At 63.7% G+C, this 24,622-nt stretch carries 21 protein-coding genes, 3 pseudogenes and 1 riboswitch; of the genes and pseudogenes, 13 read left to right on the top strand and 11 right to left on the bottom strand.

Annotation, left to right across the window (positions count from 1 at the left end):
* The first annotated feature begins 40 nt into the window (after positions 1 to 40).
* Together BST47_RS28540 and BST47_RS28535 are read left to right on the top strand one after the other, a co-directional pair.
* On the top strand, positions 41 to 1,762 hold the full coding sequence (locus BST47_RS28540; RefSeq protein WP_046189478.1) for a cytochrome b5 domain-containing protein: 1,722 nt from the start codon (positions 41 to 43) through the stop codon (positions 1,760 to 1,762).
* Positions 1,746 to 2,714, top strand: a complete 969-nt coding sequence (locus tag BST47_RS28535) for a PDR/VanB family oxidoreductase (protein ID WP_052583555.1) — start codon at positions 1,746 to 1,748, stop codon at positions 2,712 to 2,714. The genes BST47_RS28540 and BST47_RS28535 overlap by 17 nt, the downstream gene beginning before the upstream one ends.
* A gap of 97 nt (positions 2,715 to 2,811) precedes the next feature.
* On the opposite strand, the gene BST47_RS30535 is transcribed toward BST47_RS28535, so the two are convergent.
* Positions 2,812 to 3,213, bottom strand: coding sequence for a hypothetical protein (locus tag BST47_RS30535; RefSeq protein ID WP_131722808.1), 402 nt, complete (start codon positions 3,211 to 3,213; stop codon positions 2,812 to 2,814).
* Positions 3,214 to 3,507: 294 nt separating this feature from the next.
* Between BST47_RS30535 and BST47_RS28525 the strand changes: the two are divergent.
* A pseudogene (locus BST47_RS28525) lies at positions 3,508 to 4,744 on the top strand (IS256 family transposase); the annotation flags it as partial.
* A gap of 113 nt (positions 4,745 to 4,857) precedes the next feature.
* Here BST47_RS28525 and ltrA read toward each other — a convergent pair.
* From ltrA to BST47_RS28505, 5 genes are all read right to left on the bottom strand, one after another.
* Complete coding sequence (gene ltrA, locus BST47_RS28520; protein WP_234808430.1) at positions 4,858 to 6,069, bottom strand: group II intron reverse transcriptase/maturase; 1,212 nt, start codon at positions 6,067 to 6,069, stop codon at positions 4,858 to 4,860.
* 29 nt (positions 6,070 to 6,098) lie between these two features.
* Positions 6,099 to 6,323: a hypothetical protein gene (locus BST47_RS31390; protein ID WP_234785439.1), complete on the bottom strand. Its 225-nt coding sequence runs from the start codon at positions 6,321 to 6,323 to the stop codon at positions 6,099 to 6,101.
* A gap of 370 nt (positions 6,324 to 6,693) precedes the next feature.
* Positions 6,694 to 7,149: a cyanase gene (gene cynS / locus BST47_RS28515; RefSeq protein WP_046189477.1), complete on the bottom strand. Its 456-nt coding sequence runs from the start codon at positions 7,147 to 7,149 to the stop codon at positions 6,694 to 6,696.
* Positions 7,146 to 7,859, bottom strand: coding sequence for a cysteine hydrolase family protein (locus BST47_RS28510; protein WP_046189476.1), 714 nt, complete (start codon positions 7,857 to 7,859; stop codon positions 7,146 to 7,148). Before BST47_RS28510 ends, cynS begins: the two co-directional genes overlap by 4 nt.
* 70 nt (positions 7,860 to 7,929) lie before the next feature.
* A complete protein-coding gene (locus BST47_RS28505; protein ID WP_198528309.1) occupies positions 7,930 to 8,535 on the bottom strand; it encodes a TetR/AcrR family transcriptional regulator in 606 nt (201 codons plus the stop codon).
* A 565-nt stretch (positions 8,536 to 9,100) separates the two neighbouring features.
* Between BST47_RS28505 and BST47_RS31385 the strand changes: the two are divergent.
* From BST47_RS31385 to BST47_RS28470, 6 genes and pseudogenes are all read left to right on the top strand, one after another.
* A pseudogene (locus BST47_RS31385) lies at positions 9,101 to 9,475 on the top strand (cytochrome ubiquinol oxidase subunit I); the annotation flags it as partial.
* A 179-nt stretch (positions 9,476 to 9,654) separates the two neighbouring features.
* Positions 9,655 to 9,945 (top strand): hypothetical protein, encoded by a 291-nt coding sequence (locus tag BST47_RS31555; RefSeq protein WP_046189473.1) that lies wholly within the window; start codon positions 9,655 to 9,657, stop codon positions 9,943 to 9,945.
* A gap of 165 nt (positions 9,946 to 10,110) precedes the next feature.
* Positions 10,111 to 10,464, top strand: a complete 354-nt coding sequence (locus BST47_RS28490) for a GrpB family protein (protein WP_052583552.1) — start codon at positions 10,111 to 10,113, stop codon at positions 10,462 to 10,464.
* Positions 10,465 to 11,044: 580 nt separating this feature from the next.
* Positions 11,045 to 11,122: riboswitch (ZMP/ZTP riboswitch) on the top strand.
* Between the two features lie 60 nt (positions 11,123 to 11,182).
* A complete protein-coding gene (locus BST47_RS31720) occupies positions 11,183 to 11,557 on the top strand; it encodes a tetrahydrofolate dehydrogenase/cyclohydrolase catalytic domain-containing protein (RefSeq protein ID WP_057969896.1) in 375 nt (124 codons plus the stop codon).
* A gap of 267 nt (positions 11,558 to 11,824) precedes the next feature.
* The gene (locus tag BST47_RS28475; RefSeq protein WP_046191535.1) at positions 11,825 to 13,471 is read left to right on the top strand and encodes an IS1634 family transposase; all 1,647 of its coding nucleotides are present in this window, start codon (positions 11,825 to 11,827) and stop codon (positions 13,469 to 13,471) included.
* Positions 13,440 to 13,859: a tetrahydrofolate dehydrogenase/cyclohydrolase catalytic domain-containing protein gene (locus BST47_RS28470; RefSeq protein WP_082635009.1), complete on the top strand. Its 420-nt coding sequence runs from the start codon at positions 13,440 to 13,442 to the stop codon at positions 13,857 to 13,859. The genes BST47_RS28475 and BST47_RS28470 overlap by 32 nt, the downstream gene beginning before the upstream one ends.
* Positions 13,860 to 14,036: 177 nt before the next feature.
* Here the strand turns inward: BST47_RS28470 and BST47_RS28465 are convergent, their stop codons facing one another.
* Together BST47_RS28465 and BST47_RS28460 are read right to left on the bottom strand one after the other, a co-directional pair.
* Entirely contained in the window at positions 14,037 to 15,233 is a 1,197-nt protein-coding gene (locus BST47_RS28465; protein WP_082635008.1) for an NAD(P)/FAD-dependent oxidoreductase, read from the bottom strand.
* 598 nt (positions 15,234 to 15,831) lie between these two features.
* Complete coding sequence (locus BST47_RS28460; RefSeq protein WP_046191200.1) at positions 15,832 to 16,908, bottom strand: IS110 family RNA-guided transposase; 1,077 nt, start codon at positions 16,906 to 16,908, stop codon at positions 15,832 to 15,834.
* A gap of 618 nt (positions 16,909 to 17,526) precedes the next feature.
* Here BST47_RS28460 and BST47_RS28455 point away from each other — a divergent pair.
* Positions 17,527 to 17,673 (top strand): annotated as a pseudogene (locus BST47_RS28455) (HD domain-containing protein); the annotation flags it as partial.
* Here BST47_RS28455 and BST47_RS30850 read toward each other — a convergent pair.
* Entirely contained in the window at positions 17,623 to 17,940 is a 318-nt protein-coding gene (locus tag BST47_RS30850; RefSeq protein WP_046191199.1) for an NAD(P)/FAD-dependent oxidoreductase, read from the bottom strand. The pseudogene BST47_RS28455 and the gene BST47_RS30850 overlap by 51 nt on opposite strands.
* Before the next feature lie 254 nt (positions 17,941 to 18,194).
* Here BST47_RS30850 and BST47_RS28450 point away from each other — a divergent pair, with 254 nt between their 5' ends.
* From BST47_RS28450 to BST47_RS28440, 3 genes are all read left to right on the top strand, one after another.
* Positions 18,195 to 18,836, top strand: a complete 642-nt coding sequence (locus BST47_RS28450; protein WP_207568720.1) for a helix-turn-helix domain-containing protein — start codon at positions 18,195 to 18,197, stop codon at positions 18,834 to 18,836.
* A 69-nt stretch (positions 18,837 to 18,905) separates the two neighbouring features.
* A complete protein-coding gene (locus BST47_RS28445; RefSeq protein ID WP_083129157.1) occupies positions 18,906 to 20,387 on the top strand; it encodes a DDE-type integrase/transposase/recombinase in 1,482 nt (493 codons plus the stop codon).
* Positions 20,384 to 21,199, top strand: a complete 816-nt coding sequence (locus tag BST47_RS28440; protein WP_083129156.1) for an ExeA family protein — start codon at positions 20,384 to 20,386, stop codon at positions 21,197 to 21,199. Before BST47_RS28445 ends, BST47_RS28440 begins: the two co-directional genes overlap by 4 nt.
* Positions 21,200 to 21,467: 268 nt before the next feature.
* Here BST47_RS28440 and lipA read toward each other — a convergent pair whose 3' ends face one another.
* Together lipA and BST47_RS28430 are read right to left on the bottom strand one after the other, a co-directional pair.
* Positions 21,468 to 22,376 carry a lipoyl synthase gene (lipA, locus tag BST47_RS28435; protein ID WP_046191198.1) on the bottom strand — a complete coding sequence of 303 codons (909 nt, stop codon included), beginning with the start codon at positions 22,374 to 22,376 and terminating at the stop codon, positions 21,468 to 21,470.
* Between the two features lie 828 nt (positions 22,377 to 23,204).
* Positions 23,205 to 24,443, bottom strand: a complete 1,239-nt coding sequence (locus tag BST47_RS28430) for an IS30 family transposase (RefSeq protein WP_109398736.1) — start codon at positions 24,441 to 24,443, stop codon at positions 23,205 to 23,207.
* Positions 24,444 to 24,622 lie beyond the last annotated feature (179 nt).

Here is a 24,622-nt window from a genome sequence, read left to right as displayed (position 1 = left end):
GTCAATCACTTATATGCAGGCACACACAGAAAGTAGTCCGATGCGAGCAATCATCATTGGTGGGGGAATCGGGGGACTGTTTACCGCGATTGCCCTCCGGCAGGCTGAAGGGGTCTTCGACCAGATCGAGGTCTTCGAGCAATCGTCGGTGCCGACTGAGGCCGGTGCTGGACTGAACATCGCTCCCAATGGCGCCCGTTTATGTCACTGGCTCGGGGTAGATCTCGACGGGGGGGATCCCAAAGGGCCCAGCGGTGTGCCGGATGGCGGCCGCGCTTCGATCCTGGACGTGACGCGGATGATCAACGACGATCTCAGTGTTTCGCGGAAGCCGTTCCACTACAACGCCCCCGAGAAGCGGGCACTTGGTGGTGGGTTCCATCACATGCACCGTCAAGATCTGCTGATGTGTTTGCACGAGCGGGTACGTGAATTGGCGCCTGAGTATCCCGTTGCCAGTCCGATCAGCGTTCACATGGGTAAGCGTCTGGTGGGCATCGAGCAGCACGACGCGGGTGTGACGGCCAGCTTTGCCGATGGAACCACCACGACCGGCGACATCCTCATCGGTGCGGACGGTATCCACTCGAAGGTGCTGGAGCTGACGTGGCCGGAGGCCCCGGAGCGGCGGTTCACCGGTTCACTGATCTTTCGCGGGCTGATTCCACGCGCGGATGTCGAGACGCTTCGGAAAGCCGATGGGAGGCCGCTCGATCACAACCCGCTTGACGAGCTGTGTATGGACATGTACAAGCGCAACGACGACTACGCCATGAGCTATTGGGTACGCGGCGGCGAACTTTTGAACATCGGTTTCACCTGGTATGACCCCGAGTCGACCGAGTTCACCGATGACTGGGGCGATTGGCGCACCATCGAGGTCGACGAACTCGTCGAGCACATCAAGAAAATGTGGGCTGGCGACCCGCGGATGGATAACCTAGTCGCACTTGCCGGCGCGATGAAGAACACCACCAAGTGGGGTCTCTACGATCGCCCTGCCTTCACGTCCTGGCAGGACGGTCGGATCTGTCTTGTCGGGGATGCCGCGCACCCGATGTTGCCGACGATGGGTCAGGGTGCCTCCCAGACGATGGAGGACAGCGCAGCCCTTGCCAAGGCCTTCGCGCTGCACCAGAGCGACTTCGCGTCGGCCTTCCTGCATTACGAACGCGTGCGCCACTACCGCGCGACCCGGTTCCAGTTCGCGTCGAAGGTCGCGTTCAAACATCTCGAGCCCGAGGATTCAGCTGAGCGCAAGCAGATCCTGGCTGCCGTGGATGAACGAGACTTCGCGTTCTTCGACCACGAAGAACGCGCGGGCAATGACGACTCCTGGATCTATGAGTTCGACGCCCGCGAGATCGGGGACCGGCTTCCGCCTCGGCGGTGGGGACCGTGGGATTACCGGGCGTCGGGTGCGGGTGCTGAGGCGCGTCGGGTGATCACGATGAACCTGTGGAAACCGAGCGTGCCCGCGACGGGCGATCGCTTGGTGACCCGACAGGAACTCGAGCAGCACAACACCTTCGAGGACTGCTGGGTCATCATTCACGGCAAGGTTTATGACCTCACCGAGTGGAAGGACCGCCATCCGGGAGGGCCCTTCGTGGCGAGGCTGTACGCAGGCAAGGATGCCTCTGCTGAATTCGGTGACTTCCACAGCAAGGCAGCCACGCGCCACATGCGCCTCTTCTGTATCGGCGACTACGCCGGCGACCGAATGACCTCGGAGGAGTTTGCACGTGGGACCGCACATTAGTCTGGCCGACGGCATCGATGTCGTTGTCGACAGTGTTCGCCAACTCACCCCGGACGTCGCCGAGATACGGGTGACCGATCCGTCGGGGGCGCCGCTCCCGCCGTGGCAGCCCGGTTCGCACATCGAGGTGGGTCTCCCCAGCGGTATAACGCGGCAGTACTCGCTGTGTGGTTCGGGGTCCGACGAGCGGTCTTACACCATTGGCGTGCTGCGCCAGCCTGCCGGTCGCGGTGGTTCGGCGGAGTTGCATCGCGTGACCAAGCCCGGTTTGGTGTTAAGGATCAGCAAGCCGCGAAACAACTTTCACCTCCGCGACGCACCCTCCTATCTCTTCCTTGCCGGTGGAATTGGAATCACCCCGCTGCTTCCCATGGTTCGTTCGGTGGCGCAGCGCGGGGCCGAATGGAGGCTTCACTACGGGGCGCGGTCTCTTGAGCAAATGGCTTTTCGGGAACGCGTTGACGAGTTGTCGCCGGCGCGGTACACGCTCTGGCCGCAAGACTCTGCTGGCCGGATGCCAGTCGGTGAGCTGATCGCAGCGGCGACGCCGGAAACGTTGGTCTATGTGTGTGGGCCCGCTGCAATGCTGGATGCAGCGTCGGTCGCGGTCAAAGCCGCCGGTCGTACACCGCGACTGGAGATTGAGCGGTTCACGGGTCCCGCAGCCGTTGATGAGGGACCGTCGGGGGCCATCGAGGTGGAGTTGAAGCGCTCGGGTGTGGTCGTGCACGTCGACGGTGGGCAGTCGATCCTGGATGCGGTGCGGGCTGTCGTTCCCGAGGTGGAGTTCTCTTGTCAGGAGGGCTATTGCGGCACGTGTGAGACCGCCGTGTTGTCGGGGATTCCCGATCACAGGGATGTCTACCTCGACGACGAAGAGCATGCATCGAACTCTGTGATGATGATCTGCATCAGCAGGGCACTCACACCGAATCTGGTCCTGGACTTGTAGGCCAATCGCAGGAGCGGAAGGGCCGCAACAGAAGTGGAGATGAAGACCTGGCCACCGCGACCGTCGGTCGCTCATGACGACCGGTCAGCGATCGGCTTTAGTCACACGGGTCGCACTGCCCGCTGAGCGGGAGTTGGCTGAAGTGCACGGGGCCGAGGATGACGGGTTTCCCGACGTGCGGTTTTGTCCTCACGCGTTTGGCGATGACCGCGCGTGTCGGGGTGGGTTGGCCGCCATCGGCCGGCATGTCGGCGCCATGGAAGCGGTAGCACTGTAGCCGCGACTCGGCAGCGTGCGGCTGAAGATCCTTCGGCTTTGGCTGACCCATGATCTTCAACGCGTATGCGTAACCCGCGCCGACCGTTTCGTCACCGCTCGAGACGCACAGCGCCCTCAGTGGCGGTCCACCTTCGGTCGCATTCCGGTCTGCAATCGCGACCGGAACCCTTGCCGATCCAGCTCCGCTGATGCGCGCCGTACTGGATGCCCGAGTCGCCAAGGACGCTCCGCGCAAGGTCCGAGTAGGTGAGGTAGTCGTTGTAGCGCTTCGCCGTCTGGATGAGGACCCCGTAGGCGGCTCGGACCCATTCGGCATGTGCTTCATGGAAGGAAACCGGTGCTCCGTCAGACGCTCGCCACGGTGAAGGAACGTTCAGTCTTCGCCCGACGGCGCGGAGCTGTCCTTGATCGGATCGTCCGGCTCGCTGGTCGGCGCTGCTTCTTGCTCGTCGCTAGTCACCTGTGACGACAGACAGGCGGGTCTGCTGAGCGATGCTCGGCGAGAAAGGTCGCCGTGATGACGACACTGGATGATGTGACCAAGAAGAAGGCTGAGCAGTCCGCAGAGCAGCAGGCTGCGGTCGAGTTGGTCCGGCTGGCCCAGGAGCAGGGCCTGTCGCTGACAGGGCCCGACGGGTTGCTCAAGCAGCTGACGAAAACGGTCCTGGAGACCGCGCTGAACGAGGAGATGACCGAGCACCTCGGCTATGAGAAACACGATCCGGCCGGCGCGGGGACAGGCAACATCCGCAACGGCACCCGCTCCAAGACGGTGCTGACCGACACCACCGGCCCGGTCGAGATCGACGTGCCGCGTGATCGGGCAGCGACGTTCGAGCCGCAGATCATCAAGAAGCGGCAACGCCGACTGTCCGGTGTGGACGAGGTGGTGTTGTCTTTGTATGCCAAAGGGCTTACCACGGGCGAGATCTCGGCTCACTTCGCCGAGATCTACGGCGCCTCGGTCTCGAGGAAGCGGCTCCTCGGCCTCCAAGGAGGCGATCAGCCGGATCACCGACAAAGTGCTCGAGGAGATGAACGAGTGGGCGGTGCGGCCTCTGGATGAAACCTACGCGGCGATCTTCATCGACGCGATCGTGGTGAAGGTCCGCGACGGCCAAGTCGCCAACCGGCCGTTCTACGCCGCGATCGGCGTCACTCTCGGCGGGGAACGCGACATCCTGGGCCTATGGGCCGGCACCGGCGGTGAGGGCGCCAAATTCTGGATGGCCGTGCTCACTGAGCTACGCAACCGCGGCATCAAGGACACCTTCTTCGTCGCCTGCGACGGTCTGAAGGGCTTGCCCGAGGTGGTCGGCAACGTGTGGCCGCAGGCGATCGTCCAAACCTGCATCATTCACCTGATACGCAAGACTTTTCGGCTCACCTCCCGTAAGTATTGGGATGAGATCAAGCGCGATATCAAACCGATCTACACCGCGGTTAACGCCGCCTCGGCCCGCTCGGCGTTCGACGAGTTGGCCGAGAAATGGGGGCAGCGCTATCCGGCGGTGATTCGGTTGTGGGACAACGCCTGGAACGAGTTCATCCCGTTCCTGGACTACGACGTGGAGATCCGGCGGGTGATCTGCTCGACGAATGCGATCGAGTCGCTCAATGCCCGCTACCGCCGCGCGATCAAGGCCCGAGGGCACTTCCCCGCGGAGCAGGCCGCCCTGAAATGCCTCTATCTGGTGACCCGGTCGCTGGACCCGACCGGTGCCGGCAGGGCACGATGGACGATGCGGTGGTTGAGTCGGCCCGGGGCGCGGTGTCGGCATTGCTGCCGCTCCGTTTCCCCGGGCCGCTCGCCGAACCCGGCGTGCGTGTCTCCACGCACCGGGCTCTCCACGATCGGGTGCCGTCAGGCCGTTCTCAGCCGCAGGAACGGGTTAGGAATCTTGTTGCCGCGGTATCGGTAACGGGTGACCGTCACCGCTGCCGGATTGAACACCTCGATCCCATCTGCCGCGATCGGAAGCCACCTCCCCGTGGGAGTGGTGAACTTGCGGCGGAACACCTTCCACCTCCAGCGGTGCCGTTTGCGCAACCAGCGGATGATGCGCCAATTGACGAAGCGGCGCAGCCGGTTGAGCGTGTGCTTGCACACGGCATACCGGAAGTAGTTGGTCCAACCGCGCAGGATCTGGTTGATCCTGCCGACGACGGCTCCCATGTCCGCTTGGCTGACACGATGTGTCAGAGCACGGATCTTCGCCTTGACCGACCGGAACGGCCGATCGGTGATGAACGTGTGGACGAACCACTTCCGTGTTCCCCGTTTACGTTTCCACTGGATGCGGAAACCGAGGAAGTCGAACCCTTCGCGCATGTGCACGATCCGCGTCTTGGACTCCGAGAATCGAAGCCCTAGCGGAGCAAGCACGGTCGCGATGTCCTCGCGCAACGCGACCACGTCGCCTTCTTCGCCGTGCACGAGCACGACGAAATCGTCCGCATAACGGACGATCCGCCACGTCGGCAGACCCTTGGAGCGACGATGGTTGCGTCGGTAGGTCGTTCCCATCACCCCGTCCGGTTGCCACGGGGCCATCACGTGCTCATCGAGCACTGACAACGCAATGTTGGCCAGCAGTGGTGAGAGAATCCCGCCCTGTGGGGTGCCGGTGTCGGAGTCCTCGTAGCGGCCGGTCTCGGTCAACACCCCAGCCTTGAGGAATGCCTTCACCAGCGCGAGCACGCGCTTGTCTTTGACCCGCAACCGAACTCGGCCCATCAGAGCCGAATGATCGATCCGGTCGAAGCACGCCTCGATGTCGGCGTCCAGCACCCACTGATAACCGCGGGAACCAAACATCTGAATCTCAGCGATCGCGTCGTACGCCCGCCGCCGGGGCCGGAAACCGTAGGAGACCGGAAGAAAGTCGGCCTCGAAAATCGGCTCCAGCACCAGCTTCAATGCGGCCTGAACCACCCGATCGGCAATGGTCGGGATCCCCAACTTGCGGAGCTTGCCCGACCCACCCGGTTTCGGAATCTTGCGCTGTCGTACGGGCACAGGACGAAACGAGCCGTCCTTGAGTGACGTACGGAGCTGGTCCAGGAACCTAGGCATCCCGAGGCCTTGTTCGACGTTGACGGTAGTCACACCTCGAAGCCGGGCGTGTTGCGGCCACGGTTGTCCGCGACCCGGTCGAACGCCACGATCAGCGTCGCCGGGTCGTGCACGAGGTTGAACACATCACCAAACCGCCGCCCAGTATCGGCCACCGCCCAACGGTGCAGCTTGTCCTGCATCTCCGATACCCGCTGCCACGGACCCTTCTGGCGCGCGGCCGGCGCCGCCTTCGGCGGTGCATCTTTCGGCATTACAGCAACCAACTGCATCCTCTCGCTGTTGCCCTACCCCATGTGACCGGTCCCCCGACCTCGGAGCACTACGGCAACTCCGCCCCGCCGCGAGCCGATCGGCCGACGGTGCACCCAGGCCCCCGATACGCTGGCCGCCACCGGAAAGGGCAGACCCGCAACGGCTTCCGTGTTCACTGTGTTCGCTCGATCGAGGAGCATCCCGACTCTGCCCCTGCGGCCTCGCTGTGGTTACAGTCCCAGCCCCGGGCTCGTAGAGGTGGCTGATCATGCGTTTGAGGGACGGATGGGGTATCGATTCTCGCTCAGTGGTACTTTTTTATACCAAATTCCTGAGAAACTTTTCGTGTCGGTTAGCCGCGGGTTCCGATCAGAATTCCTTGTAGCCAAGGTACTTGCCGCTCAGGACGATTCGGACGCGGTCGCCGGCCGCGTCGGGCTCGCGGGAGAGATCGATGCGGAAGTCGATGGCGCTCATGATGCCGTCACCGAACTCCTCATGCACGAGTTCCTTGATCGTTGGGCCGTATACGGCGACCATTTCATGCAACCTATAGATGAGCGGGTCGGTTGGTACGACGGCAGGCATTGAGCCCTTATAGGGCGGTGCCTGCAGAATGTGCTCCGCCTCAGCGGGCAGGTTGAAGATTCGTACCACAGCTTGCGCCTGGTCTGCTTCGAGCGCCATCTGTCCAAGGCACGCCGCGGTCGTCCATTCCTTGCTGGCGCCGACCTCCTCGGCGACTTGGGACCATCGAACCCCACGCTGAATGCGCTCGGCGGTAATGAGTCCCGTGACGTCAGCGCGAGTGAGGGGGGTGGTCATCGGTCAGCCTCCTTGAGGAGGGCAATGGCCTCTGCGGTGGTCCAGACCGCGCTGGCGAGGAATCGGAAGTTCACTAGCGCGGCGAGGTAGCCGTCGCCTTCGGGCAGGCGTGGGCCCGCTGTGGCGTCCTTGACGACGGCGACTTCGAAGCCCTGCTCGACGAGTTCACGCATGTGGCCTTCGACGCACAGGTTGGCAGCCATCCCTGCCAGGATCACCTGGTTCACGCCGCGTTTACGTAACTGGAGAACCAGGTCGTTTGACTCGGGACCGACGATCTTGTGCGGAGAGGCGATCACGGTTTGCCCGTCATGGATGTGGTGCTGGTAGGCGGGCAGGAAGTCGGCGCCCGAGCCGGCGAAGCCGTCCGTCGTGTATGCGCCCCGGCGCCCGAACATGCCGGCAGTGCTCATGAACTGTTCGAGCGGATCGCCGAACCGCCACTGCTTGTCGGTGGGATAGAAGTAGTGCGGCGACACCGCAACTGTCATGTGCATCAGCTTCGCGGCGTCGAACAGTTCGCCGATGTGAGCGACGGTGTTGTTCTCGCTGATGCTGTCACCGAACACCGCCCATGAGACGCCCTCGGGGCTGAGGAAATCGATCTGCGGATCAGTGATGACCAGCGCGGCGTGCTCACGATTGAGCACAAAGGTAGAACCTGGGAGCGCAGGGTTGTCTGGTTCGGCGTAGATAGTCAGATCTGTCATGGGGCAATCCTCACGTGCCGGAAAGGGAAGAGCGAGACACTATGAATAATAGATGACCAGTCGACTATATTCAAGCACCGCGCCGACGCCGAACCCGGCCCTGGACAGATCGGTGCAGAAGCGCAGGAACGGTGACCGCTTCGAAGCTGTCATATGGCGCGCGGCTGCGGGCGACCTTCCCGCGGAGGGCCGCACCCTCCCACGCCTGGATCAGCTGCTGGGCGATCTCCGCCGCATCGAGATCCGCTCGGACGCCACCCCATTCACCCTGGCCAGAGCGCACACACTCGGCGAGAGCCTCATCCCAACGGTAGAGAATGCGGAGGAGTTCGGCGCGCACCGGTTCACTAGAACCACCAAGCTCGAGCGACAAGTTGCCGACCAAGCAGCCGAGCACGAAGTCGCCGGCCTCGTGCTCGTCGGCGAGGGCGTGGAAGAAGCGTGTGATTCGTTCCCGTGCCAAACCTTCTGCTTCAAGAATTGGGAGAAGGCGCGTTTCGATATCGGACCAATAATGTTCGAGGATCGCCGCGGCGAATGCCTCTTTGCTGGCAAAATATGCGTAGAACGACCCTTTTGGCACACCTGCGACATCGGTGATGTCTTTGACCCCGCTGGCGGTGAATCCACGCGCGTGTATGAGGCTGAGTCCCGCTTCGAGCAGGCGGCGACGCACGTCGGGATTCGATGGGCGGGGCACACAGCCAATCGTAGCTGACCGGTCGCCTACCTCTGTCGGCTCGACGGCAAGCTGATGGATATGCACAACGCGAGCTCAACATTTCACGAAGAGTCGTGAAGCCAACCGGGCGCTCACCTCGCGTCCGCGGGTCTCCAGCCTTCCCGCACGCCAGCAATCTCGCCGATCTCGCCCGGCCTGTTCGCGGTGCAGCCCGTGCAAGCGGTGTTGCCGGGCGTGATTGAGGGCTGGTGGGGTCGATTTGGCAGTCGTTCCAGCTTGGCGCTCGGGACCGAATGCACTCTCTTGTATGCGAGCCGAGTAGGCAGCCTGGAAACCGTGCAGCGGACTTGCCCAGAGAGCTTGCTGCACACCGCGCCACCGTGAATGATGTTGTGCCGGGGCCCGTTGAATGGGGGGCGTGCCGTGGGATTGACCGGATCCGATCGTGAAGCATGTGCCCACGATGAAATCCGTTGCGTCCGGCTGAGGTTGCCCACCTGATCACTACGTTGCTGCACGAGGCGGTATACCACGTATCGAGGGTCAGAGTGTCAGGGTCCGTTATGCCGACTACTTACCCACCGACGGTTTCCAAACGCAAAATATTGTCTCCACGATTGGGGCCTTCACTTTAGCGGCCTCAATGCTGCCGTTCGTCTGGAACTTGTTAAAGAGCTGCGCTACGGCGAACCAGTCGTCGTCGATGACCCCTGGGGCTTCGGCAACTCGCTGGAATGGGCCACCAGTTGCCCACCGCCACGACACAACTTCACCGAACTGCCCCGCGTCCGCTCCGAAAGGCCCGCCTTCGAACTGAACTACCCCGCAAATGCTCAATCGGATACCCGCCGAAAACCACACTAGGAGCAATCACAGAGCTGAGAACCGAGGCCTAACCGATACGATGGCGAAAGGCCGAAATAGTGACCCATGAGCCGGACCGCACAACTATGTGCAACCCCAGCTGCCGGGTTACCGCCGCGACCGTGGATCGTGTCCATTGACAGCACGTTCGATCATCAGCCCGCGCAGGATGTAGCGGGCGCAGCGCCGGATCGTCGCCCGCCGCGGCGGGCGAGTCGATCGGCGTTGTGGGCGAACACGTTGCCACGGATGAAAGCAGCCTCGCCCGCAGCTGGCGGACGACTGATCGTCGCATTCCAGCCACACCTGTACTCGCGGACGTTCGCCATAGAGTCCGGCGCCGCGTTGGATCATGGCGATGAGGTGGTCGTGTTGGACGTCTACGTCGCGACAGAAGACCCGATCCCGGGTTTCACCCGGTGGCCTGATCGCCAATGCGGTGCGCTATCACCGGAGGGCGTGCATTACGTGCCCAAGCGCGGCGCGGTGCCGACCGTGCTCGCAGGGCTGCCAGCTCAGGCGACATCATCATCACCATGAGGGCAGGGGATACGACATCACGGCGCTGCGATCAGAGTTACTGGAGCAACTGGCACGCAAGAAGCGGCCGTCTTGAGCCGCGCCTCAGTGGTGCGAGCCGGATTACTCAGGTCCTCGTCATGTGCAGTGGCAGTGGAATCTAGCGCAGCGTGTAGAGAGAAGGGTATGTCGGCCAACACCGGTCCACCACCCTGGGCCACCGAGTCCGTCGATCTCGTCGACGCCGATCCCGCCTGGGCTCTCCGCGGTGAGCAGGAACGCGACCATCTCGAAACGCTGCTCTCCCCTCGGCGGATCGCCCGCATCGAGCACGTCGGCTCCACCTCGATACCCGGTCTCGTAGCGAAACCGATCATCGATCTTCAAGCGCCCGTCGCCGATCTCTCGGATTCAGATTCGATCGCGGCGGTGTTGGCTTCCCACAACTGGCATCACGTGCATCCCGATCTCGACCAGCGACCCTGGCGGCGCTTCTTCGTCAAAGTCGCCGACGGGCGGCCCAGCGCCACCGTCATGTGATGACCCCCGACAGCCCGCGCCGGCACCAGCAGATCGCGTTCCGCGACAGCTGCGCGCGGACCCCCAGAACTCGGGGCAGAACACCGAATCGTGCTCTGCGATAGCGACCCGTTGAAGTTGCACTATTCATGGGGGTCTGGCCAGAATCGGTGCCGCCCCCTGGTCCAGATTCGAACATGAACTTGGCGCTACGCGAGCGGCTTTGGCCGCCGGCAGGCTTGGCTTTGCCGATGTCGCGCTGGTGTCGATACTTTCTGTCCACGTCCTGCGCACCCGTAATCCCAAGCCACAAACCCGACCCGCCAAAGGCGGTCATTTGACGTGCAATGCGCAGCTGCGGGAGCCGCCGCGCGAGTTGGTACTCCACAGTCGAGCGTGCCGAGCCCGGCAGGGTGATGTGGACTTGGCCGGCGTCCCGACGGCGCTGGGTGAGCGGCCCCAGCGCTGCGATCCAGCATTGCTCGACGACATCATCGGTCACCCCCGCCCGGGTAGAGTAAGACATCTGGATCCAGGGCCAGTTTCTGTGAGCAATTGACCGACTGAACGGTTTCGACGTTCTGGCGGCGCCGGACTCGGCGGTTAGCTTGACGACTGGCGCAGGTGGGACACCACCGGGAAGCGACGTTTGCACGCATCGACCGCCTGGGTGTTCCTCCTCTGTGAGGAGTGAACCCTGCCCGCAACCATCATTGATGGCGCACGTGTCGCCCAAGCCATGCTTACCGAAACACGCGAGCAGGCAGCGGAGTTCCATAAGACATGCGGTCGAAAACCTTGTTTGGCAACCGTCTTGGTCGGTGATGATCCTGCCTCGCACACCTACGTCCGCATGAAGACCAACCGCTGTCGCAGCACCGGCCTGGAGTCGCGCAGTCACCAAATTGCCGCAATAGCGACCACCAGCGATGTCGTCGACCTCGTGCCGAGCCTTTCCGCCAAAGACAGTGTGGACGGCATTCTCGTCCCACACCCGATGCCCGCCCATGTCGACGAACGTGCGGACTTCGAGCCATCCCCCAGCAAGGACCCGATATCAAGGGCCAGGCTATTGTTTGGGCAGTACCTAAACGTATGCGATCGATCGGTGTAGCGCGCACCGTCACCATCGGCCCAGACTTGGTGTGCTCAGCTGGCCACGTATCGCCAGCGCTTACATGACAGTCATCGCGCTGGCGCGCTACGGAGCCGGGCCGATGACAACGACCACGAGATGGCACGGCGGGCCGCGCAAAGTCTTGACCCGCTCCTGAGTTGGGTCACTTCGGACAGTTTTCGGAAGCTGCAGGGCGTTGAACTGCAGTGATGTCTCGGCTTAGTGCACCCGCTAGGCACTAATTTGGGTCGGTAGGCTGCCTGGATGGTCTGGATTCGGCGGGTGCGCACCGCCTCGGGCGCAACGGCGGTCCAGATCGCCGAATCCGTCGACGGCCGCCGCAGGATCGTGCGCCATGTCGGTTCTGCGCGTGATGACGCCGAGCTGGGTCTGCTCATCGAGGAGGCCCGCCGGCTGTTGGCCGATGACACCCAAGGCGAGCTTGATCTCGGGATTACCCCGAAAGCTGTTCGGGCCCAGATGGTTCCGAATCCGGCTGAAGCGTTGTTCCCCGACGGTGCTGGTGTGCCCACGGCGCGGGAGTTGGTGGCGCGACCACGGGTGCTCAAGAGCAGCAGCGGGCTGCTCTATGACGCCCTGGCCCAGGTGTACGCCAGCCTGGGGTTCGAGGCCGCGGCGGGCGATGAGGTCTTCCGGGACCTGGTGATCGCCCGGGTGGTGGAACCGACCAGCTTGCTCGATGTCGATCGGGTCCTGGCCGAACTGGGCCGCACCTCGGCGTCACTGTCAACCCGCAAACGCACCCTGCGCCGCGCCCGCGCCGGTGGGTATCGCGAGCAGATCGCTACCGCCTGTTTCGCCCACGCCCGCACCGCCGGTGATGTCAGCCTTGTGCTCTACGACGTCACCACGCTCTACTTCGAGGCCGACAAGGAAGATGACCTGCGCCGCGTCGGCTACTCCAAAGAACGCCGCGTCGATCCACAGATCGTGGTCGGATTGCTGGTCGACCGGCGCGGATTCCCCTTGGAGATCGGTTGTTTCGAAGGCAACAAGGCCGAAACTCTGACGATCGTGCCCATCGTGAAAGCGTTCCAAGCCCGCCACCAGATCACCGATATGGTCGTCGTCGCCGATGCCGGCATGCTCGCCAGCGGCAATCTGCGCGAGCTCGACGAGGCAGGGTTGCGGTTCATCGTCGGATCCAGGGTTACCAAAGCGCCCAATGATCTGGCATCGCACTTCCATTGGCACGGCGATTTCTTCACCGACGGCCAGATCATCGACACCATCACCCCACGCGATCAACGCGGCACCGCCACCAAGACCAGCGACCCCAAACGCAAAGCCGAGCCCGTCTGGGATCCGGCCGTCCACGCCAAGTCGTGGCGGGCGGTGTGGGCGTACTCAACCAAACGCGCGGTGCGTGACACCAAGACGCTCAACCTGCAGGAGAACAAGGCCCGCGCGGTCGCCGCCGGCGAGAAGGCGGCGCGGGTACCGCGGTTCATCAAGAACCGCAACGGTTCCCAAGAATTCGACGAGGCATCGTTGCAGCGGGCCCGCCGGTTGGTAGGGCTCAAGGGCTACGTCACCAACATCGACGCCGCGCTGATGCCCGCGACCGAAGTGATCGCCAGCTACCACAACCTCTGGCACGTCGAGGCGTCCTTCCGGATGTCCAAATCCGACCTCGCCGCCCGACCTATGTTCGCCCGCACCCGCGACGCCATCGAAGCCCACCTGACGATCGTGTTCACCGCCCTGGCCGTCAGCCGCGAGGTCCAGAACCGGACCGGACTGTCACTGCGCCGATTCCTGCGCACCCTCAAACCCCTGCGCTCGGCCACCATCGACCTCAATGGCGTCATCGCCACCTACCCGCCAGCCATAGACAACGAGGTCAAGACCATTCTGGATGCGCTGGAAGCCGAAAATTCAAGGCACTAAGCCATATGACCCAACTCGGGCCGAAACACGCGAGCAGGCAGCGGAGTTCCATAAGACATGCGGTCGAAAACCTTGTTTGGCAACCGTCTTGGTCGGTGATGATCCTGCCTCGCACACCTACGTCCGCATGAAGACCAACCGCTGTCGCAGCACCGGCCTGGAGTCGCGCAGTCACCAAATTGCCGCAATAGCGACCACCAGCGATGTCGTCGACCTCGTGCCGAGCCTTTCCGCCAAAGACAGTGTGGACGGCATTCTCGTCCCACACCCGATGCCCGCCCATGTCGACGAACGTGCGGACTTCGAGCCATCCCCCAGCAAGGACCCGATATCAAGGGCCAGGCTATTGTTTGGGCAGTACCTAAACGTATGCGATCGATCGGTGTAGCGCGCACCGTCACCATCGGCCCAGACTTGGTGTGCTCAGCTGGCCACGTATCGCCAGCGCTTACATGACAGTCATCGCGCTGGCGCGCTACGGAGCCGGGCCGATGACAACGACCACGAGATGGCACGGCGGGCCGCGCAAAGTCTTGACCCGCTGCAAGGAGTCCGTCATCGGCCCTCACGCGACGGTATTCTTGGCTGCGGCAGCTTGCTTTTCAGAGCCGGGCCAGTTGTAGCTGCCTGGCTTGCGACTCTCCTTGGCAATCTGCTTGACAACGGTCTTGCAGATCATCTCTTTGATACTCGCTGCCATCCTGCCGCCCACATAGACACGCCGCGGCGTGTCGTCGCGGTGTGTCAGCTGGAACGTGCCGCGGCGGCGTCCGATGCTGATGCACTGCCCGCCGAAATTCTGACCGAGGGGTGTGAGCGGATCGCCAGCGACACGTTGGAGCACAGTGTTGGCAGCCCTGGCGCCCAGCGGCCCAGCGGCCTGGCAGCTCATTCTCAGCGGCTCATTGGAGGGGGCCACAGCGTCGCCGGCACCGATGATGTACGGGTTGTCGACGCTCGTCAGTGTCTCGTCGGTCAGCAGCCGTCCCAGTTCATCGGTGCTCAGGCCGCTCTTGGCGGCCAGATCCGGCACGCCAAAGCCGGCCGTCCACACAGTCACTTTGCTCGGTAGGGTCCGCCCGTCGCTGAGCCGGACGTGGTCGGAGCGGAGTTCGGCCACCACCGCGTCGTCTTGGACATCGACGCCAAGGCGCTTGAGCTGCCGGCGGACTGAAGCACGCCCTTTCTCGCTCAGACTCGGACCGAGGACTCCTCCGCACAGCAGGGTCACCGAGCCCTCGCGACGGTGCTCTGCCAGTTCCGAAGCGGCCTCTATACCGGTCAATCCCCCACCCACGACACAGATTGGCGCATCGGGTTGCAGCTTGTCCACTGCGTCGCGAAGTCGCTCGGCTTGCTCAAGCTCAGCAATGGGGAAGGCAAATTCGCTCGCGCCATGCAATTTAGTGGGCACTATGCCGATGCTTCCCACGGCATAGATCAGATAGTCGTATGGCACTGTCCCGCCTGAGGCCAGAGCCACGCTGCGGGTAACGACGTCGATGCGCGCTGCGGTGTCGACAATCAGCCGCACACGGTTGCCCAGGATCCCGGCTAGGTCGACTGTTGCTTCTCCGCTTCGGGCAACCAATTGGTGCAACCGCACCCGCTCAACGAACGTCGGGCGCGGATTGATGATGGTGATGTCGATATTTCGGTTCTGTTGCAGCCGATTGGCAGCCAGCGCCCCAGCATAGCCGCCGCCAATCACAACGACGTGGAATCTCTTGTCCAACATAGTTCGTACGTTGTTGATGCTCATCGAGACCTCCTGATCCAGTTATTTCTGACAACCGTAAGACACCACCCTGCGGCGAAATGTGACACCGTGTGTCGGACATCACTTAGCTAAGCGCGCCACGCTCATCGCGTGTTCGACGGGCAGCTGCACCCACCCTTTGGCGAGCCCCGACGAGCCCCGACCGATTTGTCCCAGAATGTGGCACCAAGGCCGGCGGCCAGGTTTGAGGAACTGCCGGCGCGTCGATCTGGAGATGCTGTCGTTACGCGATAGGCGAGCATCGAGCCGAGACCGGCGGTAACGGTCGTCGTTCCGACGACGGCAATGCGGTAGCACCGCACAACAGAATTCGTGCACGATCGCCCGGACAGATGTCAAGACCTGGCGGCAATTCGGGCTGGCCCTCGCGGCGTTGGTTATCGTGGACACCGGGGTTGGCGCGGTCAAGCGAAGGCGGGGTCCTGACCGCTGGTGTCACGAATGTCCACCCTGCGGTGTCTACAGGGGCATGACGACCAACCTGCGCCGCACGCTGCTCGTGTTCTTATTGCTCACCGCGCTCGGCATCGGCGCCTGGGCCTACTTCTCGCCGATGTATCGATAGCAGATGCTCCTATCTTCAGGCAACGATTTTCGCGGGTTGTTGAGGCGGTCGTAGGGCGTGGAAGATCTCGCGGGCGATGTAGCGCTTGAGGCAGCGCATGGCTTCGTTTTTGGTTTTGCCTTCGGCCAGGCGGCGGGTCAGGTAGTCGCGGGTGGGTTGGTGGCGGCGCATCCGTACGACCAGGATGACGTGCAGCGCGCGGTTGGCGTCGCGGTTGCCGCCCCGGTTGAGTCGGTGGCGAACGGTCTTGCCGCTGGATGCCTCCAGTGGGCTCACGCCGCAGAGTTTGGCGAACGCGGCTTCGTGACGGATGCGGTCGGGGTTGTCGCCGATCGCGGACAGCAGGGTGGCGGCGGTGTCGGGACCAACCCCGTAGACAGCACGTAACTGGGGCGCTGCGGTGGCGGTGATGGTGTCGATCTGTCGCCCAAGACGGTCGGTCTCGGCGTCGAGTTCGCGGCAACGGGTGGCCAACGACTTGAGCGCGATCTTGACAGCATCGGTTGGCGTGGAAAGCATTTCGGACACATCGAGGATCCGGCAGGCGTAGAGCAGGTCACTCTTGTGCAGACCGGTCAGGTGTTCGCGCAGTTCGTCGGGGGCGGTGACGATGAGATCTTTGAGTGCGGTCACGACTTTGGCACGTGCCCGCACGGCGTTGGTGCGAGCTACCCGCAGCACCCGCACCATTTCGGCGGGGCCATCGGCGGTCTTGGGTGCTCCGAGGTCTTCACCGGCCAGCACGATGGCCGCAGCCCCGGCCGCATCGGCGTGATCGGATTTGCCGTAGCGGGCGCGGCGCTGCCGCTTCGGGCGACCGACCTCGGTGACGGTGATCCCTTCGACGCGTAGGTGGCGGGCCAAACCCCCTCCGTAGTGGCCGGGGCCTTCGATGCCGACCACCGCGAGTTGTCCCAAAGATCGTGCCCACGCTACGAACACGTGGTAACCGTGGCCTGTGGCGGGCATCTGATGAGTGCCCAACGGGCGACCGAGTTCATGGATGGCATGCGCGACGTGGAACTGCTTATGCGTGTCGACACCGACGGTGACGCCTGGCAGGCTCGGTGCTGCGGCGATGATGGATTGCATTGTGGCCCTTCCTATGACCGGAGTTTTTCTGGATGGGTGAAGGGCAGAGCCGCCGGTACGGGGACGATACTGCTACGGGATGCTTGGTCGCGCTCCTATCAGGTCACTCCGTGCTGGCGGTTCCGCGCCGAACCAAGCACGGTCGACGGATCTGACAATTGCAGGCACACCCAACGGGTGGCCGGTAAAGAAATGAGTCAGACCGTGCTGGTTCGGACGCGGACCCTACCGACGCAGCTGTTGCGCGAGGCTGCAGAAACGCCGGTAGTTCTTTAATAGCAGTAGAGAAAGTTCTCACATCGCAGGTCAGAGGCGGTCGAGGGCGTTGACGCGCGTGCTGTCCGTGGCGGCGCGATGCGACCCGGTAGCGGTACCGGCTTCGACTTGTCGTGATGGCGGGGCGCTGAGGCCGCTGAGATGTGGGCCCTGATTGTCGTGGCCGGCCGGTAGTGGCGGCGGACGGAGGGCGAAGTGTAGCGACCGGCGCGGACGGGAGCAGAGGGAGCGTAGCGAAGCCCGCAGGTAGCCGCCGGATTCCTGCGGGCTGTGCGGTCACGGCTGCGCTGAGCATCAGCTATGGGTCTGCACCGTGGCGATGGGGCTCGTAGGCTGGCTGGTGTGAGCGGGGTGTTGGCGCAGCGTGCGCGGCGGGAGGCCGAGGCGCGGTTGGCTGGGCAGCCTCGGCGGTTGGCGCATGTGCGGGGTGTGGTTGAGTCAGCTGAGCGGCTTGGCCGGTATTTCGATGCGCAGACTGCTCAGTGTTTGCACTGTATGTTCTGCCACATCGATACTGACCACCCGTGCCGTGACCCGACTGACCCCGATGGGGTCAAGGATGCCGTTCAATGGGACGCGCATACTCTCGGGATTGGCCTCGTAAAGACGGGGTCGAACCACTAGATCATCTCGATCACTGACAAGCGTCACGTGCAGTTCGTCGCCGTCATCGCCGGCCGCGCGGGCCCTGCGGACCGCGCCCGCGGCACTCCAGACCCCAGCAAACCCGCCGCCGACAACGAGAATTTCCTTCATGACTAGCCTTTCGTATGCAGTATGTGGTTGCTGATAGCTCTAGCTTGCGCGAGCGACTGTTGACCGTCTCTCAGAATGACGACCACGAGGTAGTCGATCGTCATTGAGGTTGCCGATATGAGGCCCGGATTATTGCGGAGTTGCTGGTGTTGGTGTGCACCGTCAGGGTGAGGACGTACTGATGGGTCGCGCGGCACCCCGCTGAAGTCTTGGCGGGCTCGCAGGGTGCCGCGCTGTAGTGCACGGAGGCACTCATGGTGACGGTAGAGGCTGATCTCGTTCACGTCGAGTCCCGGCTGGCGGCCGGACAGATCGTGTGCCCGGTCTGCCCCGACGGGGTGCTGGGCGGCTGGGGATTCGCCCGAGTCCGCCGCATCCACGGCGTAGCCGGCCCGGTGCGTCCCCGACGGGCTCGATGCCGGTCGTGTCTGGTTACCCACGTGCTGCTATCTGTGAGGACGCTGCTGCGCAGAGGGTATGCAGCCCAGATTATTTGGGATGCGCTCGCGCTGCGAGCTCGTGGCTGGGGACATCGCAGAATCGCAGACAAGCTGGGAACGCCAGGGGCCACGGTGCGGGGGTGGCTGCGCCGGGCGGCCGGGCGAGCGGAGCCGCTGCGGACGTGGTTCCTCCAAGTCGCGGTCGGCACCGGAATCGACGTGGAAATCCCGGATGGGGCCGGCTGCGGTTGGGTTGACCTGGTGGCTGCGATCGTCACCGCTGCCGCAGCGATCCGGACGCGGTTCGGCCCGGTCGGCGTGCTGGGCGTGGTGACGCCACCGCTGGTGATGGTGGCGGTCAGCAGTAGCCAGCTGTTGGCGCCGGTCTGGCCACCGGCCGTCCGCCGGGGTGAGCAACACCAGTTGCCCCTGACGCGGAACCCACGTGTTCGGTGATCCTCGCCAAGGCACCTGTCCGGCAACGGTTTCGGGCGGGGCCGCCGAGCATGCGAGGAGGACACTGCGGTGTCATTGGAAGAGCACAAACGTCGGGAACGGGCCCAGGCGATCGGGTTGTTCCGCTATCAGTTGATCTGCCCCGCACTGGAGGCGGGATTGTCGACCAAACAGCGGGGCCGGCTGGTCCGCGACATCGCGCAGCGCCGCCATATCGATCCGTTCGGCAGTCAGGTGCAGGTGGCGCGACCCACGTTGGACCGCTGGATCCGCCGCTACCGCGCCGGCGGGTTTGAGGCGTTGGTGCCTGAGCCGCGGCGGCTGGCCACCCGCACCGATGAGCAGGTGTTGGAGCTGGCTGCCTCGCTGAAACGGGAGAACCCGTCGCGCACTGTGGCTCAGGTGGCCCGGATCCTGCGCACCGCGACTGGGTGGGCGCCCTCGGAATCGACCTTGCTGCGCCATTTTCACCGCCGCGAGCTGATGGGCCCGGCCGCTGGCCAGACCGGTGAGGTGTTTGGCCGGTTCGAAGCCGCCGACCCGAATGAACTGTGGGTCGGCGATGCTCTCCACGGCCCGCGGGTCGGGGACCGCAAAACCTACCTCTTCGCCTTCCTCGACGACCACAGTCGGCTGGTCGTCGGGCACCGGTTCGGGTTCGCCGAAGACGCCGTGCGCCTGGCCGCGGCGCTGAAGCCGGCGTTGGCCGCTCGAGGAGTTCCCTCCTCGATCTATGTCGACAACGGGTCCGCGTTCGTGGATGCGTGGTTGTTGCGGGCGTGCGCGAAACTCGGGATCCGGCTGGTGCATTCCGCGCCGGGGCGCCCGCAGGGCCGCGGCAAGATCGAACGGTTCTTCCGCACCGTGCGTGAACAGTTCCTCGTCGAGGTCACCGACACCAGCAGCGAAGACCTTGCTGCGGCCGGGGTCGACCACGCCACCGCGTTGTTGGAGCTCAACCGGCTGTTCATGGCCTGGGTGGAGACCGAATACCACCGCCGCACCCACTCCGAGACCGGGCAAGCGCCGCTGGCGCGGTGGGAGGCCGGCTGGGACCGGCGCGGCGGGTGCCCGGCATTACCGACCGCGGCGGATCTGACCGAGGCGTTCTTGTGGTCGGAGTTTCGGGTGGTGACCAAGACCGCCACGGTCTCGCTGCACTCCAACACCTACCGGGTCGACCCCGCCCTGGCCGGGCGCCGGGTGGAGCTGGTGTTCAGTCCCTTCGATTTGGAGAACATCGAGGTCCGCTACCGCGACCAGAGTTTCGGCGCCGCCGTGGCTCACACCATCACCCGCCACACCCATCCGAAAGCCAGACCCGAAACCGCTGATCCTTCACCGGCGGCGACGGGGATCGACTACCTGGCGTTGACTGCGGCCGCCCACCATGAGCAACTGCGCCACGATGAACGCATCGGCTACCACGCCCTCTACGGCCCCAGCGCTGACCGCACTGTCGACGCCGTCAGCGACCATGGCCAGATTCCCGATCAACTCTCGATCACCGTCCTCGACAGCACTGTTCATGAGGGTGGGGTGTCGGCATGAGTATCGAACGGCTGCAGTCGCATTGGGGTTTCAGTCGGATGCCGTTCGGGCGCAACCTGGCCCCGTCGATGCTGCACCGCTACCCCGGCCACAGTGAAGCGATCGCCCGCATCGGCTGGTGTGTGGATCAGTGCGCCATCGGGGTCATCACCGGTGAAGTCGGCGCCGGCAAAACCGTGGCCATCCGCGCCGCGGCGACCGCCCTGGACCCCGCCCGGCACGTCATCATCTATCTGGCCAACCCCACCATCGGCGTTCGCGGCATGCTCACTCACATCGTGGCCGCGCTCGGGCACACCCCGGTATTTCACACCGCCCGCCTCGCACCGCAAGCCGCCGACGCCCTGGCCGCTGAACACGCCGAACGCGGCCGCAACCCCGTGCTGGTCGTCGATGAAGCCCATCTGCTCGACAACCATCAGCTCGAAGCGATCCGGCTCCTCACCAACCACGACATGGACTCCGGATCACCGTTCGCGGTGGTGCTGGTCGGCCAGCCCACCCTGCGGCACCGGCTGCGTCTCGGGGTGCTGGCCGCGTTGGATCAGCGCATCGCGGTGCGCTACACCCTGCCCGGGATGAGTCCTGCTGACACCGCCGACTACATCAGCCATCACACCAAGATCGCCGGCCGCTCCGATGTCCTGTTCGCCGACGATGCCGTCACGTTGATTCACAACGCCTCCCGCGGCCACCCACGAGCGGTCAACAACCTCGCCCTGCACGCCTTGACCGCGGCGTTCGCCGCCGGTCATTCCATCGTCGGGGAGAAAGCCGCCCGCATCGCCATCAGCGAAACAGCCTCAGACTGAACCAGACTCCCATCACCGTGACCACCACGGCATCACCGCGGCGACGATCCCGTCACCGAGACCACCACGGCCCCGCTCAAACACCGAGCGGGGCCGTTCTCATCGATCCGTCATCATCACCGACGATGACGTCAACATCGTCACGTTCAACGACGGGCAACAGCGACCGGCACTTCGGACCCTGGGAAGTGCGTAGTCAATGTCGTGGTCACCTGGCGGCATCGCTGCGCTTGAGACCCGTGCTCGGGTGTGTGAGTAGAAGCACGCACTACTGCTGAAGCGAACTCCTGGTTGCGAGCGCTTCGTTGTGTAGTCTTCCGGCTTGGTACGAGGACCGCACTAAGGGCCCACTCATCACTGCCGTGAAACCCACAGCTTTCGCCTCTGCGGCCAGCTCGACAAATTCTTCTGGCTTGACCCAGCGTGTTACGGGATGATGCCGTACTGACGGTCGCAGATACTGGGTCATTGTGAGCAACTCGCACCCACTGTCACGTAGATCGCGCAGAGTGGCCGAAATTTCGGAACGAGTCTCTCCTAGACCAAGAATCAGATTGGACTTCGTGATGAGGCCTGCCTCTCGGGCGGCCGTCAGCACACCCAAGGAACGCTGATAATCAAAACCGGGTCGAATCTTCTTCATGAGCCGAGGGACCGTCTCGACGTTGTGAGCCAATACTTCTGGCGAGCTTTCGAACACCTGGTTCAACTGATCTCGTATGCCGCGAAAGTCCGGCGCGAGTAGCTCGACGCCGGTATTTGGGTTGAGGTGGTGAACCGTACGGACCGTCTCGGCGTACAGCCAGGCGCCGCCATCAGGTAGGTCGTCGCGTGCGACCCCGGTGATGGTCGCGTACTTCAATCCCATCGCCCTCACGCTCGCCGCGATCCGCGTAGGTTCGTCTCGGTCCAAGGGCTCTGGCTTACCGGTGGTTATCTGGCAGAAGTCGCAGCGGCGACTACAGACGCTCCCGCCAATCAGAAAGGTCGCTTCGCGGGCATCCCAGCATTCGTAGATGTTCGGGCACCCGGCCTCCTGGCAGACCGTATGCAGGTTCTGACGTCGCACTAGGTCAGTTATCTGCAGGTAGTTCGGGCCCGTGCGCAGTCTGGTTCTGATCCAGTCGGGTTTGCGTTCAATGGGGACGCTAGAGTTACGCGCCTCGATGCGAAGCATGCGCCGAGCCGGCTCGGGGGAGAGGACGGACTGTACGCCTGGGGCGTTGTCACTTGAAGAAGTCACTGCATGCTTTCTAGCGAGGCGGGTTGGGACGAAGCTGTCAGTCGCGATAAGCGTCCCCGATGCGGCGGTGGCGGCATGGTGATAACTTGCCTAGTTGTTCCGCTTTTCGGCCACGAATCGAAATGGCCACCTTGGTGTTGGACCTGCCATCGCGGACTTGATCGCGAGCACGTGTACGAAGAACGTCAGTTGGTGTACGCCAGCGCGAGTGGATCGCAGTGACCACTGATGCGGACAAGTGGATTGCTCCTTCCACCCGTGCCATTTGGAATCCGGCCGGTGCAAGGCATCAGCACCGTGCCTATGGCCCGACGCTGTTGCACGGTGTGGGTTTAGATGCGACGTGCGCCCTCTTGGGTTAGCCATCCCCGCTGTCGTTGCGGTCAATCGGCCACTGCGCGAGCTGATTATCCGCCGCATCGAGGCTTCGACGGATCACGAACCTGCACAGAGGCGCGAGCGCCTGCAGCAGGTTCCTGTCGACGAGCTTGCCGTGTCTCCCTAACAACCCATCCGGCTGCCGTGGGCACGAAACTCAAGGCCTGTCGCTCCGTGTCGCCTGGTCGAGGCAGCCTGTCGATGTCCTACGACATGATTGAGCTGGCGCACGTGCGGAGCCAGTTCGCGCACGCTTACCCGTTTCGCGACGACATCGGATGAGCTATGTCGAATGGCGGACGCAGATGCGTGTTTCGGCGAAGCTTCGATCGCATGTCGGCTCCGGTTGAATTCTGAGCAGCCTGCTCCCGGGGTGGGTTCTAGTCAACGTTGCAACACTGATGGACTGCTTGACGCTAGCAGGGCCGCGAATAGATCCGCGGGGCAACGGTCTTGGAGGACCATCCGGGGACGTTGATTGAGTTCCTCCTCGACTGCCAACAGGTGCTCCAGCGAATAGTTGGCGAGGGTGACGCCCTTGGGAAAGTAGTCACGCAGCAGCCCATTCGTGTTCTCGTTGGTGCCCCGCTGCCACGGTGATCGAGAGTCGCAGAAGTACACCGGCGCCCCGAGCTTGTCGGCAGTCGCGAGATGGCGGGCCATCTCGGTGCCCTGGTCCCAGGTTATCGATCGCATCAGCTCCGGCGGCAGGTCCTGCATCCGGTCGACCAGAGCGGTGTGCAGCGAGTCAGAATCCGCGCGAGGCAGATGCACCAGGCGCAGTGTCCGGGTCTGGCGTTCGACCAGCGTGCCGATCGCTGAGAGGTGGTTGTCACCGATGATGAGGTCGCCCTCCCAATGTCCGGCTTGGGACCGGTCAACGGGTGGGAAAGGGCGGTCGTGGATGGTGAGCATGGGCTGCTGGAATCGCGGTCGGCGGCGCCGCTGGCACTGATGGGCGCGGCGGTGATCTCGGCCGGTACGCAGCGGCGAACGCCGATGCGGTGCCAATCGCGTAGGTCGCAGGAAACGTGAATTCGGTTGGTAGACAGCCTGATAGATACTTTCATGACACAACCACATCGACCGATCTCCAGGGAAAAGCACCCGGAGGTGGCGGCTGATCTGCTGCGGGCTCCACCGCCGACCAAGCAGCTCAGCGACCAGGACACCGAGCTGTTCATTGGTGTCGACCCGTCGTCGGTGATGACGTGCTCGGCGCACGGTAGCCCGCCGATGAGCCTCGAAGGGTTGATATCCGCGACCGGCCGGCGCGGCGTTGCGCCCGAGCTCGCGCGAGATGGTCGAGGGCGCACGCCCGAGCTTGTCGGCAATGGCGCGCATGCTCAGCCCAGCACGGCACAGATCAGCGATCTCAATGCGTTCGTCCTGGGACAGGTAGCGAGCGCTGATCTGACGTACGGCCAGCGGATCCAGTGGCGGGACGAACCCGACCACGACGCCGTTTCGGTAGGTCTTATGACCGCTGGCCCAGCTGGTCCCGGACGACCGCGATACGCCGACTTCACGGGCCGCGGCACGGACGCTCCACCCGCGGGCCCGCAACTCCATGAACCTTTGACGCTTGGCCGACAGCGGACGACGCCCCGGCCCCTTCTTCACCCGACGCGACGATGCCAACACAACCTCCAGAATCTAGAGTGTTGCGACGACGCCTCGAAACCACCCCGGAGCAGGCTGCTCAGAATTTAACCGGAGCCGACACCACACTGTCGCCACGATCGACGCCTTTGCGGCGGCCCTCGACGGACAGGGCGGCCCGACCGAGCAGGAACTTTTCA

Source organism: Mycolicibacterium tusciae (genome assembly GCF_002086795.1).
In the GTDB taxonomy this organism is placed as follows: Bacteria; Actinomycetota; Actinomycetes; order Mycobacteriales; family Mycobacteriaceae; genus Mycobacterium; species Mycobacterium tusciae.
The sequence above is the reverse complement of the archived record's forward strand: the minus strand, read 5'-3'. Positions and strand labels throughout refer to the sequence as shown.

Coding starts and splice junctions, on each gene's coding strand:
- BST47_RS28475 (WP_046191535.1), top strand. CDS start 11,825: ATGGTCTGGATTCGGCGGGTGCGCACCGCCTCGGGCGCAACGGCGGTC.
- BST47_RS31720 (WP_057969896.1), top strand. CDS start 11,183: ATGCTTACCGAAACACGCGAGCAGGCAGCGGAGTTCCATAAGACATGC.
- BST47_RS28540 (WP_046189478.1), top strand. CDS start 41: ATGCGAGCAATCATCATTGGTGGGGGAATCGGGGGACTGTTTACCGCG.
- lipA (WP_046191198.1), bottom strand. CDS start 22,376: ATGCTTCGCATCGAGGCGCGTAACTCTAGCGTCCCCATTGAACGCAAA.
- BST47_RS30850 (WP_046191199.1), bottom strand. CDS start 17,940: ATGAAGGAAATTCTCGTTGTCGGCGGCGGGTTTGCTGGGGTCTGGAGT.
- BST47_RS28510 (WP_046189476.1), bottom strand. CDS start 7,859: ATGACAGATCTGACTATCTACGCCGAACCAGACAACCCTGCGCTCCCA.
- BST47_RS31555 (WP_046189473.1), top strand. CDS start 9,655: ATGAAAGCAGCCTCGCCCGCAGCTGGCGGACGACTGATCGTCGCATTC.
- BST47_RS28450 (WP_207568720.1), top strand. CDS start 18,195: ATGGTGACGGTAGAGGCTGATCTCGTTCACGTCGAGTCCCGGCTGGCG.
- BST47_RS28470 (WP_082635009.1), top strand. CDS start 13,440: ATGCGCTGGAAGCCGAAAATTCAAGGCACTAAGCCATATGACCCAACT.
- ltrA (WP_234808430.1), bottom strand. CDS start 6,069: ATGCCTAGGTTCCTGGACCAGCTCCGTACGTCACTCAAGGACGGCTCG.
- BST47_RS28465 (WP_082635008.1), bottom strand. CDS start 15,233: ATGAGCATCAACAACGTACGAACTATGTTGGACAAGAGATTCCACGTC.
- BST47_RS28440 (WP_083129156.1), top strand. CDS start 20,384: ATGAGTATCGAACGGCTGCAGTCGCATTGGGGTTTCAGTCGGATGCCG.
- BST47_RS28490 (WP_052583552.1), top strand. CDS start 10,111: ATGTCGGCCAACACCGGTCCACCACCCTGGGCCACCGAGTCCGTCGAT.
- cynS (WP_046189477.1), bottom strand. CDS start 7,149: ATGACCACCCCCCTCACTCGCGCTGACGTCACGGGACTCATTACCGCC.
- BST47_RS31390 (WP_234785439.1), bottom strand. CDS start 6,323: ATGCCGAAAGATGCACCGCCGAAGGCGGCGCCGGCCGCGCGCCAGAAG.
- BST47_RS28460 (WP_046191200.1), bottom strand. CDS start 16,908: ATGCAATCCATCATCGCCGCAGCACCGAGCCTGCCAGGCGTCACCGTC.